Annotated in this window: 13 protein-coding genes; 8 read left to right on the top strand and 5 right to left on the bottom strand. The window is 42.5% G+C overall.

Features of this window, described 5'->3' with window-relative positions; genetic code table 11:
- Positions 1-64: 64 nt before the first annotated feature.
- Positions 65-1087, bottom strand: a complete 1023-nt coding sequence (locus QR40_RS20785; protein WP_044296624.1) for a YeiH family protein — start codon at positions 1085-1087, stop codon at positions 65-67.
- A gap of 116 nt (positions 1088-1203) precedes the next feature.
- Between QR40_RS20785 and QR40_RS20780 the strand changes: the two genes are divergently transcribed.
- On the top strand, positions 1204-2127 hold the full coding sequence (locus tag QR40_RS20780; RefSeq protein ID WP_044296623.1) for a LysR family transcriptional regulator: 924 nt from the start codon (positions 1204-1206) through the stop codon (positions 2125-2127).
- Positions 2106-2216, top strand: coding sequence for an NUDIX domain-containing protein (locus QR40_RS32345; protein ID WP_242849173.1), 111 nt, complete (start codon positions 2106-2108; stop codon positions 2214-2216). Before QR40_RS20780 ends, QR40_RS32345 begins: the two co-directional genes overlap by 22 nt.
- Before the next feature lie 41 nt (positions 2217-2257).
- Here QR40_RS32345 and QR40_RS20775 read toward each other — a convergent pair whose 3' ends face one another.
- Positions 2258-2884, bottom strand: coding sequence for a class I SAM-dependent methyltransferase (locus QR40_RS20775; RefSeq protein WP_044296622.1), 627 nt, complete (start codon positions 2882-2884; stop codon positions 2258-2260).
- Positions 2885-3210: 326 nt separating this feature from the next.
- Here QR40_RS20775 and QR40_RS20770 point away from each other — a divergent pair, with 326 nt between their 5' ends.
- From QR40_RS20770 to QR40_RS20755, 4 genes are read left to right on the top strand one after another with little or no spacing between them, the layout of a single operon-like run.
- Positions 3211-4557: an ABC transporter substrate-binding protein gene (locus QR40_RS20770; RefSeq protein WP_052430971.1), complete on the top strand. Its 1347-nt coding sequence runs from the start codon at positions 3211-3213 to the stop codon at positions 4555-4557.
- Positions 4558-4593: 36 nt separating this feature from the next.
- Positions 4594-5502: a carbohydrate ABC transporter permease gene (locus QR40_RS20765; protein ID WP_027296896.1), complete on the top strand. Its 909-nt coding sequence runs from the start codon at positions 4594-4596 to the stop codon at positions 5500-5502.
- Between the two features lie 21 nt (positions 5503-5523).
- The gene (locus QR40_RS20760) at positions 5524-6372 is read left to right on the top strand and encodes a carbohydrate ABC transporter permease (protein WP_330373838.1); all 849 of its coding nucleotides are present in this window, start codon (positions 5524-5526) and stop codon (positions 6370-6372) included.
- Between the two features lie 6 nt (positions 6373-6378).
- On the top strand, positions 6379-8445 hold the full coding sequence (locus tag QR40_RS20755; RefSeq protein WP_044296620.1) for a hypothetical protein: 2067 nt from the start codon (positions 6379-6381) through the stop codon (positions 8443-8445).
- Between the two features lie 39 nt (positions 8446-8484).
- Here QR40_RS20755 and QR40_RS20750 read toward each other — a convergent pair whose 3' ends face one another.
- A complete protein-coding gene (locus tag QR40_RS20750; RefSeq protein ID WP_044296619.1) occupies positions 8485-9393 on the bottom strand; it encodes an AraC family transcriptional regulator in 909 nt (302 codons plus the stop codon).
- 176 nt (positions 9394-9569) lie between these two features.
- Between QR40_RS20750 and QR40_RS20745 the strand changes: the two genes are divergently transcribed.
- Complete coding sequence (locus tag QR40_RS20745; RefSeq protein ID WP_044296618.1) at positions 9570-10970, top strand: family 4 glycosyl hydrolase; 1401 nt, start codon at positions 9570-9572, stop codon at positions 10968-10970.
- 114 nt (positions 10971-11084) lie between these two features.
- Here the strand turns inward: QR40_RS20745 and QR40_RS20740 are convergent, their stop codons facing one another.
- Positions 11085-11432: a DUF4491 family protein gene (locus tag QR40_RS20740; protein ID WP_044289784.1), complete on the bottom strand. Its 348-nt coding sequence runs from the start codon at positions 11430-11432 to the stop codon at positions 11085-11087.
- A 28-nt stretch (positions 11433-11460) separates the two neighbouring features.
- The gene (locus QR40_RS20735) at positions 11461-12882 is read right to left on the bottom strand and encodes a catalase (protein WP_200889765.1); all 1422 of its coding nucleotides are present in this window, start codon (positions 12880-12882) and stop codon (positions 11461-11463) included.
- 173 nt (positions 12883-13055) lie between these two features.
- Here QR40_RS20735 and QR40_RS20730 point away from each other — a divergent pair, with 173 nt between their 5' ends.
- A complete protein-coding gene (locus QR40_RS20730; protein WP_027296901.1) occupies positions 13056-13421 on the top strand; it encodes an ACT domain-containing protein in 366 nt (121 codons plus the stop codon).
- Positions 13422-13487 lie beyond the last annotated feature (66 nt).

Raw genomic sequence — 13487 nt, 5'->3', positions numbered from 1 at the left:
GCAGCCGCCCGGGTGCGGTATTTTTATGAAATGGAGTATATTTGCTTTAAAAAGTATAGCGCACTTAAAGCAGGAAGAGCAGGACAATTGCCAATACAGTCTGCATGGTGCCAACCAGTCCCCCATACAGCATTGATTTTGGGCCTTCATCCAAAAGATCCTGGAATTTCACCCGCATACCAATAGCTGCCAGGGCTATGATTTCAAACTGTCCGCTTATCAATTTTGCAGCTTTTATCATCGGAAGGGGTACTATGCCTATACTGCTTATAATACTGAAAATGAAAAATCCAATGATAAACCAGGGAATCCCACAGGAAATTCTTGTACTTTGCGTGCTCTTCCCGGGTTTCTTTATAAAGAGCTTTTCCCCATCAGCAGTGTTCATTTTGGAAAAAACCAACGCCACTACAACCAGGAATACAATTCTGATAATCTTAAATATGGTTGCCATCTGTACCACGTCATCATTGATAAATTTAGCGGATGCAATAACCTGGCCAATGGATTGCAGCACTCCGCCAATCATACCGGAAGCATGAATTGTCTCATTATGGTATAAAATGCCTGTGATGACCGGCAGAATTACCATCAGAAAAGTGCCGGTAATATTTACAATCGTAATGGAAATCCCTTTATCTTTGGCATCTGCGTCAATCACCGGAGAAATTGTTCCAATGGCGGAGGAACCGCAGACTGCATTTCCGGCGCACATCAACAGACAGAATTTTTTGCGAAAGCCCAGCCGTTTGCCGATGAGGTAGGTCCCGGTAATGGTAAGGGACATTTGCAGTGCAATAAAAATTATGCCGGAGATACCTACACCAAGGATATCGGACAGATGAAGTGTCAGCCCGGTGAGTACAATGGAATACTCCAAAAGCATAGATTCAGAGAATTTACATCCTTTATTCAGGGATTTCCTGTTTAAAAATGTATTGCCGCAAAGAATGCCGATGCCGATGGCAAACAGGGCAGAGCCCACAGCAGGTACAAATGAACTGATTATCTGAGCGATACATGAGATAATCAGGCAGACGATGAATCCTGGAATCAAATTTTTCAGTGGTTCCGTAAATTTTTTCAAAACATTCACTCCTTTATACTATTTTTCAATTCCTGTTGATTTTACCATCATTTGGTTATAAAATAAAATTATTAAATTTTATAAAACTATAATATATATTTATATTAAGGAGACGTATGTTAGATTTTAGAATAAAAACTTTTCTTGAATTATGCAGATTAAAAAATTATACAAAGACGGCACATTCCCTGCATATTACCCAGCCGGCAGTTACCCAGCATATTCAATATCTGGAACGGGAATACGGGATGAATTTTTTTGACCATGAAGCAAGAGAACTTACACTTACGCCAAAAGGACAGATATTCTACTGGTCGGCACTGACAATGGAGGCGAACAGCCGAAAAATTCATGAGTTAATGCAGCAGCCTGTTGCAGCCGCCAGGTATTTCAGGTTTGGAGCTACCCTGAGTATTGGGGAGTATCTGATGCCGCCTATTTTAGCCGCGTATCTAAAAGAGTATCCCCAAAACAGATTGTCCATGCTGGTTGAAAATACAGCGGCACTGCTGAAAAAACTGGATGGAGGTGAAATAGATTTTGCAGTTGTAGAAGGACGGTTTGACAAGAATGCCTACAGTCACGTGCTTCTGGCAAACGAAAAATTTATTGCAGTGTGTGCCGCTGATTTTCCCATACAGGAAGAAATGCTGATGGATGATATCACGAAGTATCCGCTGATTATAAGGGAAAAAGGTTCGGGAACGAGATGGATTCTGGAGGATATACTGGCTGAACACAATCTGAGCATCGGGCAGTTTGAAAAGCTGAGTGAAATGGGGAATTTTGCAGTCATCAAACATCTGGTACAGGAAAAGCTGGGATTGACATTTGCCTACGAATCTGTGGTGAGAAGAGAAATCAGAGAAGGAAAATTAAAAAAGGTAACGATACAAAACTTCCAGGCGGCACGTGAATTTAACTTTGTATATCTAAAAGATAGTATTTTTGAAAAGGAATACCTGGAATTTTACCGGTATTGTATGACTGGTGTGGGTTTACTCCTTGGGGAGGGCACGTGGAGCCTCATGAATCCATAGAGGGGTGTGCCATCCGGGAAGTAAAAGAAGAAACCGGTCATATTTCCTTTGCACCGGGGTGCCGTGAACGTTTTGGCCAGTTGTTTTAAAGAGGGAATTGTTGAAAAGTTAAAAGTTTGGCAAGTGCTGATTATTTTTCTCCAATGACACATAACCACCCATGTTTGGGATGTTTACGGACGCGAATTTTTGAAAAACCAGCTTCCAGCATCGCTTTTTTCAAACCAAGTGCAGAAGGAATATGCATTTTCAAAAGCTTTGTCACTTCCGAATATTTGTCAGGATCATCGTCTACAGACTGTACCATTTCACATATAATTGCCAATCTGCCGCCGGGCTTTAAAACCCGGAGTACTTCTTTTAAGTCAGAATGAATGTCCGGCCAGAAATAAATGGTTTCAATAGCGGTTACCAGGTCGAAAACATGATCCCGAAATGGCAGGTTGGAGACACTGGCTTTTAAAATATCTGCCCTTCCATTTGCAATAAAATGGCTGTTTTCTTTTAGTGCACGTTCGATACAAAGAGGAGAGTAGTCTACACCGTAGACTTTTCCCTGGGGAATTAACTTCAAAAGGCGACGTACTGCTTTTCCGCCTCCGCATCCAATATCCAGCGCTTTGCAGTCCGGCTCTGGATCCAGCTGGTAAAGTGCCCATTTTGTCAGGCGGGCATGTCCTAAATTCATTTTATGAATCATCAGACTGCCCCATGTCCCTTCCGGGCGGCGGGCATTTTTTGTGAGATTTTTTATCATATTCGATGGCTCCTTTTCCGGAGTATTATTCCAATACGTTTCATGCATTTTTCAAATACTCTCTTGTGTAAAAGTTCGTACAATCCATTATAAAGCGGGCAGGGGAGTGTGTCAACTCTTGGTCAATCAAAAAAAATGCCAGAAATTTCAGGGTTTGTTTTGTCCAATTTGCACAAATAAAAAAGTAAATATAGTTTGAAAATGATGGAAAATCAATTTTATTTATGCACTTTTTATATGTATATTGACTTAAAAGAAAGTTTCGTATAGAATGTCAACATATCAGGACAAACGAAAGAAAATAAGAAGAAATGGAGAGGTTAATTATGAAAATGAAAAGAGCTTTAGCATGGTTATTGGCGGGGACTATGGTTGCTGGTTTGACGGGGTGCGGCGGCAGTTCGGACAGCAAAAGTACGGAGGTGTCAAAAGATGGCACCCGGGAAGAAACACAGGCGGGTTCCGGGGAAGCTTCCGGAGACCAGATTACCTTACGTATGGCATGGTGGGGATCACAAAGCCGACATGATGCCACCAATAAGGTAATTGAAATGTATGAGGAACAGAATCCAAATGTAAAAATTGAAGCGGAATTCTATGATTTTGACAGCTATTTTACAAAGCTGGATACTTTAGTGGCTGCTGATGATGTATGGGATATTTTCCAGCTGGGAGGCAATTTCCCCAAATATGAAAATAACATAGAGATGCTTGGCAGTTATATCGATAATGGGACAATTGATGTAAAGGATACCACGGAGTCATTTTTGAAAACAACCCAGAATAATAACGGGGATCAGGTAGGTATCTCTATTGGAACAAATACATATGGAATCGCATATGATCCTGCTGTTTTTGAAGAGGCCGGATTGACAGAACCATCCGATGACTGGACCTGGGAGGAGTGGAAGCAGGACTGTCTTACAATCACAGAAAAGCTGGGGATTTTTGGTACTTCCAAAATGGATAACTTTATTGCCGGGGTGACCCAGAGAGTGTCTCAGACAGAAAAAGATGCCAATTTCTTCAATAAAGAAGGCAATGGGCTTGCCTGGTCAGACGCAAAGCCGATGGCAGATTATCTCTCTATGATAAAAGAACTGACCGATGCAGGATCATATCCCGATGCAGGAGCAATTAAAGAAATAAAGGATATTGAAAATGATTATCTGGTTACGGGAGATGCAGGTATGACCTGGGTTGCGTCCAACCAGATCAATTCCATTATCAATGCTGCGGGAAGAGAAATCAAGATTGCACCGGTTCCCCGTATTACAAAAGACGGCGCTTACGGCATGATTGTTCAATCCTCACAGATGCTTTCTATTTCAAAAAACTCCAAACAGAAAGAAGAAGCAGCAAAATTTGTAAATTACTTTGTAAATGATTTAGAGGCAAATAAAGTGTTAAACGGAGAGCGCGGTGTTCCTATCATGTCTAAGGTAAGAGAGGAAGTAAAAGCGCAGGCGGATGACGCAAATAAGGTGATTTATGACTTTGTTGATAAAATTGGTAAATTCCCTTTGGAGGACAGTAATGTAATCAGTCCGGAACCCAAGACAGAAATTGAAGACCAGGATAAGCTGTTAGTAGAAAAAGTGCAGTATGGAGAATTAACACCGGAGGAAGCGGCACAGAAATTAGTAGAATTTGCCCAAAGCAAATTTAATTAAAATTGCTGACATCCATGGAAGAAAAGGAGAATGGATATGGAAAAGAAACAAAGCAGTAAATTCCAGAAGTTTATACATAACAATAATACGGCAGGTTATCTGTTTTCACTGCCATTTATCGTTGGATTCCTGGGATTTACCCTGATTCCAATATTAGTATCCATGTACTATTCGGTAACAGATTACAAATTAGGGCAGGATGCTTCTTTTATTGGTATGCAGAATTATTTAAGTCTGCTGACGGACGAGCGATTTATGAATTCGATGAAAGTGACCGTTATTTACGTTGTGATTTCCGTTCCCGTAAAATTGGCATTTGCCCTTCTGGTTGCATATCTGTTGACAAAGAAGAGAAAAGGCGTTACTTTTTACCGATCTTTATATTATGTTCCCTCATTGATCGGCGGCAGTATTGCAGTAGCCCTGGTATGGAAGACAATCTTCTCTACCAGAGGCCTTGCCAATGCTATTCTCACCGGAATAGGCATGAAGAAGATTTCCTGGCTTGGAGATCCAAATGCGGCAATGGGAATTCTTATTGCTATGGCTGCATGGCAGTTTGGTTCCTCTATGATTATTTTTGCAGCAGGGCTAAAGGAAATTCCCGGAAGTTATTACGAAGCGGCAGATATTGACGGAGCAAATAAATTTCAGAGGTTCTTCAAGATCACCCTGCCATGTCTGTCCCCTATTATTTTATATAATCTGGTAATGCAGACAATATCAGCATTTATGTCTTTTACCCAGGCATTTGTAATTACCCAGGGCGGACCAAACGATGCAACGAATTTCTACGCGTTATATGTATATAAACATGCGTTCCAGTATTCCAATATGGGTTATGCCAGCGCTATGTCCTGGATTATGCTGGTTCTGATCAGTGTCGTTACACTTGTGATATTTAAATCGTCAAAATTCTGGGTATTCTCGGAATCAGACCAATAGGATGAAGGAGGATAAGCTGACATGGGAATGAAAACAAAACATCGCTTTGGCACTTTCTTCTACCATCTGTTTGTATGCGGATTTGGGCTGATTATGATTTATCCGGTTCTCTGGATGATCAGTGGTGCTTTTAAGAATAACATGGAAATTTTAAATGGCGGGCTGAAACTTTTGCCCCCTAACTGGAGATTTGAGAATTTTACAAATGGATGGTCCGGGTTTGGAGGAATATCTTTTGGGAGATTTTTTGCAAATTCGTTTATTGTAGCTGGTATCTCTACGGCGGCGACCGTATTTAGTTCGGCATGTGTCGCTTATGCATTTGCCAGAATCAAATTCAAGGGAAGCAAGATCTGGTTTACTGCCATGATTTGTACTATGATGCTGCCTGCTCAGATTATTCTGGTGCCGCAGTATATTATATACAACAGGCTTGGCTGGGTGGGAACTTTTTTACCTCTGATTCTGCCCCATTTCTTCGGACAGGCATTCTTCATCTATCAGATGATGCAGTTTGCAAAAGGGATTCCAAGAGAACTGGATGAAGCAGCAACCATAGACGGATGCAGCAAATATTCCATTTTTACCAGGATCATTTTCCCGCTGCTAAAGCCATCTATTGTAACAACGGTAATCATTCAGTTTTACTGGAAATGGGATGACTTTATGGCACCTATGATTTATCTGAATAAACCTAAGATGTATACGGCATCCATCGCAATTAAACAGTTTGCAGATGCTTCCTCTACAACGGATTACGGTGCGATGTTCGCAATGTCCACCTGTTCCCTGATTCCTGTATTTTTCATTTTCCTGGTTTTTAACAAATATCTGGTGGAAGGAATCAGTACCAGCGGATTGAAAGGATAGAATGCTATGATTGACAGACAGTTGCTGCTGAGCAGGCACAATCCCCATCTTGTTTGTGCCAGTATAGAGTCACCGTTAACGGTGGGAAACGGAGAATTTGCGTTTACCGTGGATGTAACCGGGCTGCAGACTTTTTACGGGGAGCAAAAGGAAGCCCATGTACCACTTTGCACTATGAGCCAATGGGGATGGCATACCGCACCGGCAGGAGAAAACAGAGACATTTATTTTAAGCCCTCCCAGGTAGTAAAAACAAAATACAAAAATGGAGACAGGATAGTCAGCTATGCATCTGACTGTCAGCCGGGAAATGAAGAAATCTATCATTGGCTGCGTGAAAATCCCCATCGACTTAATTTATGCAGGCTGACTTTTCTGTGGAATGGGGAAGAGATACCTTCATCGGATATTACAAATGTGGATCAGACGTTGTCCTTGTATGAAGGAATTATAACAAGCAGATTTACCATCTGTGGATACCCGGCAGAGGTGAAGACTATCTGTGCCGGAGAATGGGATGTACTTGGAATTCAAGTGGATTCAGAAGCATTGAAGACAGGGGAGCTCACCGTGGGGATCATGTTTCCTTATGGCAGCAGTGATATTACGGCATCCGACTGGGAACATGGGCAGTGGCATCAAACCAGGAGAGCGGATGGGGATTGTACCGATTTAAAAGGAATGGTACATATTCACCGGATACTGGACAGAGATCAGTATCATGTGATGTTAAACAGGGAGAGTGAGTCTGCACTGGCAACGGATAACAGTCATTGCATAAACCTTAGAAATTATGGCAGGATACTGACTTTTACCATAGGATTTTCGGCTGGTAAACAGGTGCAGATACCGGATTATGAACAGGTGAAAAGCAGCAGCCGCAGGGAATGGAAGAAGTTCTGGGATATCTGTGGAATGATCGATCTCCACCGGTCAAAGGATAAGAGAGCCCTTGAACTGGAGCGCAGGATCATTCTTTCCCAATATCTGCTGAAGCTGCAATCCTGTGGGTCCATGCCTCCCCAGGAAACGGGGCTGACCTGCAACAGCTGGTACGGAAAGTTCCATCTGGAAATGTACCCCTGGCATTGCGCCTGGTTACCGCTTTGGAATCAGGGAGATCGTTTAGAAAAGAGCCTGGACTGGTACCGGAAGCATCTTCAGATAGCAAAAGAGAATGCAGCTGGGAATGGTTACCGGGGGGCAAGGTGGCCGAAGATGGTAGCTTATGATGGGGTAGACAGTCCTTCTTTTATAGCAGTGCTGCTGATCTGGCAGCAGCCCCATATTATCTATATGCTGGAACTGGTTTATCAAAATGGCGGCGGGCAGAAACTGCTGGAGGAGTACTGGGAGGTGGTGAAAGAAACAGCAGACTTTATGTGTGACTTTACCATTTGGAACGAGATGACCGGATATTATGACCTGCCGTCACCGCTGATTCCTGCCCAGGAGGAACATGATCCCGGGACAACGAAAAATCCCACCTTTGAATTAGAATACTGGCATTTTACCCTGCATATTGCTGCCAGGTGGGCAGAACGTCTGGGGAAAGAGTCGGAAAACTGGATCTATACTGCAGAACATATGGCACCGTCATCAGTGAAAGCGGGGGCTTATCTGGCATGTGAGACCTGTCCTGCCACCTTTGAAGAGTGGGGGCGTGACCATCCGTCCATGACCGGAGCATATGGTCTGATTCCCGGAGACCGTATTCTTAAGAACCGGATGAAAGCAACTTTAAAGAAAGTCTTTGACTGCTGGGACTTTACCACAATGTGGGGCTGGGACTTTGCTATGATGGCAATGACTGCCATAAGGCTGAATGATCCGGAAACTGCAATTGATATTCTGCTGAAAGACTCTCCCAAGAATTCATATGTAATTAGCGGAAACAACTATCAGGCGGGACGGACGGATCTTCCTCTGTATCTGCCGGGAAATGGTTCGCTTCTGCTGGCTGCGGCTATGATGACTGCCGGTTATGCAGGATGCAGGAAAACATTGCCCGGATTTCCAGAGAATGGAATGTGGGAAGTGGAATACGAAAATATACATCCCTTTCCGTATTAATTTTTTTGTTCTAACAGGGAAATCATGGAATAAATTGTATCAGGATTCCATAATTTCCGCACCAAAGGATTTTGGACGGGGCAGTGCAATGCTTTTATTGAATTGCTTCCGGTATTTCAGGGGAGAAGTTTCGGTATGCTTACGAAAGATCTTTTCAAAATAGGTGATGCTTTCATAGCCCAGCCGTTCTGCAATCTCCGTGATACTTAAATCCGTTTCCGCGAGCAGAACCCGCGCCTGCTGTATGCGGTTTACATTGATATATTCATTGACCGTATAGCCGGTTATTTCCTTGAAAATTCTGCTTAAATAGCTTTTGCTCATATAAAAATGATCGGCTATATGGGCAAGTGAACAGGCGGAATCATAATTTGCGGTAATAAAGGAGGCCACTTCCGACACCTTCTGATGAGTAGCTGATGTGGAAAGTGCAGTGGTTGGAGCAGATGAAACACTGTTTGACCAATGGCGCATGGCAAAGAACAAAAGTCTGGCAAGCTTTGTCATCGTCATCATCCGGTATCCGGGATCACAGGTATACATTTCATCTGCGATTCCATCCAGGAGGGATAGGACATATTTCTGCCGGGGAACATCCAGCTGCAGTACCCCCTGGTTTTTTCGGAAAAACTCAGCCAGAGAAAGTTCCCCTGTAGAAGCAAGAAATGTAGAAAAAGGCTCATCCAGAAATTCGATCACAATACGTTCATGGTAGGAGTCGCCGTACTGACCGGTCTTGTGGATCTGGTTGCGGTTTATGAAGACCAGGCTTCCCTTTTTAATGTGGTAAGTTTGTTTTTCTATAAAATAGTAGCGCTCACCTTCCACCAGATAATAGATCTCATATTCATCATGGGTGTGTTTGGATGGCATGGTAAATTCGTAATCTCGTACGACCCGGTCAATCATAATACCGTCGATACTTTCACTATACAGGACTTTGCGCATATTTGTCTCCTTTGTATGAATAATCTAGTACTCTATCGTTACTGTCCGGATGTACTAGATATAGAATATATAAAACATTATATTATATTTTGTCGTAATGTCCAGTAGTTCATAAAGCTGCAGGTATCGGGTACGCATTGAAAACAGTAATTAATTTAAAGAAAGCAGGTAATCGCATGAAGTATAATCACGACAAAGCATCAGATGTACAAATAACTTATATCGGGGGAGGTTCCAGAGGATGGGCATGGACATTTATGACGGATCTGGCTATGGAACCCCGCATGAGTGGTACCATCCGCTTATATGATATCGACAAAGAGGCTGCAAAAGCAAATGAAGTCATTGGAAATCATGTAAGTGAACGCAGCGAAGCGGTGGGAAAATGGGAATATAAAACTTATGACAGCCTGCAGGCAGCACTGTCAGGTGCAGATTTTATTGTGATTTCCATTTTACCGGGGACTTTTGAAGAAATGGCAGCAGATGTGCATTTGCCCGAAAGACTTGGAATTTACCAGTCAGTAGGTGATACGGCAGGTCCGGGAGGAATGATCCGTGCACTGCGGACGATTCCCATGTTTGTTGAAATCGCAAAAGCAATCCGTGACCATGCACCAAATGCCTGGGTAATAAACTATACCAATCCAATGTCTCTGTGTGTAAAAACCCTGTACGAGGTCTTCCCCGGGATAAAGGCTTTTGGATGCTGTCATGAAGTATTTGGCACCCAGAAAGTATTAAAAGGCATTTTAGAAGATACTTATGGATTGGAAGAGGTCAACCGCAGAGATATACAGGTGAATGTTCTGGGTATTAACCATTTTACGTGGTTTGACTATGCATCTTATAAAGGAATGGACTTGTTCCCGGTGTATCGGGATTATATAGAGAAGCACTTTGAAGAAGGGTATGTGGAAAGAGATACCAATTGGGCAAATGCATGTTTTGCATGCTCACACCGTGTGAAGTTTGACCTGTTTCGAAGGTATGGTCTGATTGCAGCAGCAGGAGACCGTCATCTGGCAGAGTTTATGCCGGGAAATGAGTACCTGAAAGATCCAGATTCAGTAGAAGAATGGAAATTCGGACTGACAACAGTTGAGTGGAGAAAAGAAGACCTGAAAAATCGTCTGGACAAAAGTAAAAAACTGCTGACACAGGAAGAAGAAGTGGAATTAAGGCCTACCGGAGAAGAAGGGATTCTTTTGATAAAAGCATTATGCGGGCTTGAACGGGTTATCAGCAATGTGAATATTCCAAACAGCTTTGGACAGATTCCCAATCTTCCGCTGGGTGCAGTGGTAGAAACAAATGCAGTGTTTGAACGGGATGCCATCCGCCCGGTTGTAGCAGGCGGGATACCGGATTCCGTAAAAACCCTGATTATGCCGCATATTGAAAATCATGAATATATCATGGAGGCAGCCATGAACTGCAGTAAAGAAGCTGTTGTAAAAGCATTTCTCAATGATCCGGCATTTACAGGTAAAAACTGCAGTGAAGATGATATTCGCTCTTTAGCCAATGATATGATTGCTGCAACAATGGGTTATCTTCCAGGTGGGTGGAAATAACAGAAAAATTAAGAAAGGCGGTCCCATTATCTGATATGATACCTCTTAAGCAGACAAGGTAATAACCAAAATCTACTTAGGAGGTATTTTCATGGGGAAATAGGGAATTAGTTATTATGAAACACTTTTGGAAGACTTCTTACAGGGCTTTTTCATTTTAAATTTTAATTTTAATTTTTCCGGGCGGTCTGGATTCTTTGGAAACCAGCCTTTGGCAACCCGCTCTTCCTGTTCTTTTAATTCTACGATGCTCCAAAAACAGGTGAAGCTTAAGATACTGAACAGGGAAGAGAACATGGTGTTTTCAATATTAACGGTAAGGACTAAGCAAAGAACTCCGGCAAGCAGGAAGAGTGGCCAGATTTTACTGGAGAAGTAGTATTCTCCTTTGATGACGATGGGATGAAACACGCCAATGGTCAAAAATGCAAATAAACCAATCAGTAAACCTTCAAAATACATAAGTTTGTTTCCTTTCTTATTATGAGAATTAATGCTGTCTTTGATACCAGCACATACATTCCTGAACTCGGGTTCCATATTCCTGATTCGCTGCGAACAGGTAGCTGAGCACGCATTTCTGAATATTTTCAGAAGTGGTATACAATTCGGAAGCAATGTTGTCAACCAGATGGTCACGTGCTTCCTGACAAAGAGAAAGATAACGTTCCCCAGCCTGGGTGAAATTGTCTTCTTTTAGAATTTCAGAGCGTTCAATGGAGCCGGAGATACATTCCCCGGTGCCGCTGGAAACCAATTGTCCTGGTGTCCATTTTTCTTCATGATTGACCGGAACATCCCTGAAATCCGGACCAATTCTTCTTCGCTGTGCATCCCAGTAGATAAAGGAACGTCCCTGCAGCATCTTATCTGCAGAAAGCTGGATTCCATCAATCAGGTTAGAAGGGGAAAAGGCAGCTTTTTCTACCTGCTGCTGATAATTATCCACATTGCGGTCTAAGGTGAGGCATCCTACCCTTGAAAGAGGAAATTGTTCCTGATTCCAGACTTTTGTGTCATCTAAAGGATCAAATGTGAGGCTGCAGGCTTCGTCCACATTCATGAACTGAACGCAGAGTTCATACTGGTAGGTTTCACCCCCGGCCAGGGTATTGTATAATTCTTCCCCTGCAATATTGGGATTTTCGCCAGCCAGTTTTGCTGCTTCTTCCCGGGTTAAAGTACATTCCTGACAGGATGGTATCCAATGGTATTTTACATAACGCCGAACTCCTTTTTCATTCTCCCAGACGTAAGTATTGACGCCGTATGTACGCATACAACGAAAACTTGCCAGCGTCCCCAGATCTGAATACAGAAGGGTTACAAAATGAGTCGCTTCCGGAGTTTCCGCCACGAAATTCCAAAATGCCTGTGCATTTGGAATGTTGTTTACCGGTGACGGTGACAGGGATTTGATGGCAGCCGGGAATTTCATGGCATCTCTTACTAAGAATACAGGAATATGGTTGCAGAGAAGATCAAAAACGCCGCAGTCTGTATAGAATTTGGTGGAAAATCCCCTTACATTCCGGGCGGTGTCCGGGGTTCCTTTTGTACTCACGGCAAAAGAAAACCGTGAAAAGGTGTAGGTTACCTGACCTGGTTTCTGTAAAAAGGATGCTTTGGTATAAGGGCGCATAGACTGATAGGCCGTAAAGTATCCAAATGCTCCATAGCCTTTCGTATGTACAGCTCTTTCTATGATTTTTTCATGGACAAAGGTCTCAAGAGTTTCATGCAAAATGGTGTCCTGTAAAAGTACGGGGCCGCCTGGACCAACTGTCTGAGCGTGTTCAACCATGTTATGATTCCGGCATTTTTGGGAAGGGGAATGGGAATCCTGGGTGCATCGGTTCTGACCCATATTGCATCGGTTAGGCTGAGAACCGTATTGATAGTGATGTGGCATGGGAAGTCTCCTTTTTAAATATCGCTTTTTTATTATATGGTAATTTATATAAAATGCAGCTTGGACATTGAAAAGGCATTCATTTTTTTATGAAAGTCTTGTAAAGAATGAAGCAGCATTGTAAAATAAATGCATATAATTGGAATATTTGATTTCAGGAAGGATAAAATAATATGTATATAAGATTATTAGAACCAAAATTTAGTGTGTGCAAGCTTAAGGCAGGGGCAAAGATCCCATATGACGAAGAATTTGTATTTACAGGGAAAACGGACGAAGAATTGTCCCTGGTCTGCCCGGAAAATATGGTTCCGGACCAATTTTTAGAGCGGGAAGACGGATGGAGAGGATTTCGGATAGAAGGGGTGCTGGATTTCTCCATGATTGGAGTTATTGCCAAGCTATCGAAACTGCTGGCGGAACATGAAGTGGGGATTTTTGTAATATCCACCTTTAATACAGACTACGTTTTTGTAAAAGAAGAAAATTGGAAAAAAACAGTTGCGACTTTAAAAACAAACGGATACGGGATACGATAAGCAGGAAATGGAAGAGATAAAAATCTTCCATTTTTTTGTTTTGTGACTTGATCACGGTAAATGAGA

Source organism: Robinsoniella peoriensis, from assembly GCF_000797495.1.
GTDB classification, from domain to species: domain Bacteria; phylum Bacillota; class Clostridia; order Lachnospirales; family Lachnospiraceae; genus Robinsoniella; species Robinsoniella peoriensis.
The sequence above is the reverse complement of the archived record's forward strand: the minus strand, read 5'-3'. Positions and strand labels throughout refer to the sequence as shown.

Coding starts and splice junctions, on each gene's coding strand:
- QR40_RS20745 (WP_044296618.1), top strand. CDS start 9,570: ATGAAGTATAATCACGACAAAGCATCAGATGTACAAATAACTTATATC.
- QR40_RS20780 (WP_044296623.1), top strand. CDS start 1,204: ATGTTAGATTTTAGAATAAAAACTTTTCTTGAATTATGCAGATTAAAA.
- QR40_RS20750 (WP_044296619.1), bottom strand. CDS start 9,393: ATGCGCAAAGTCCTGTATAGTGAAAGTATCGACGGTATTATGATTGAC.
- QR40_RS20765 (WP_027296896.1), top strand. CDS start 4,594: ATGGAAAAGAAACAAAGCAGTAAATTCCAGAAGTTTATACATAACAAT.
- QR40_RS20735 (WP_200889765.1), bottom strand. CDS start 12,882: ATGCCACATCACTATCAATACGGTTCTCAGCCTAACCGATGCAATATG.
- QR40_RS20730 (WP_027296901.1), top strand. CDS start 13,056: ATGTATATAAGATTATTAGAACCAAAATTTAGTGTGTGCAAGCTTAAG.
- QR40_RS20760 (WP_330373838.1), top strand. CDS start 5,524: ATGGGAATGAAAACAAAACATCGCTTTGGCACTTTCTTCTACCATCTG.
- QR40_RS20755 (WP_044296620.1), top strand. CDS start 6,379: ATGATTGACAGACAGTTGCTGCTGAGCAGGCACAATCCCCATCTTGTT.
- QR40_RS20770 (WP_052430971.1), top strand. CDS start 3,211: ATGAAAATGAAAAGAGCTTTAGCATGGTTATTGGCGGGGACTATGGTT.
- QR40_RS20740 (WP_044289784.1), bottom strand. CDS start 11,432: ATGTATTTTGAAGGTTTACTGATTGGTTTATTTGCATTTTTGACCATT.
- QR40_RS20775 (WP_044296622.1), bottom strand. CDS start 2,884: ATGATAAAAAATCTCACAAAAAATGCCCGCCGCCCGGAAGGGACATGG.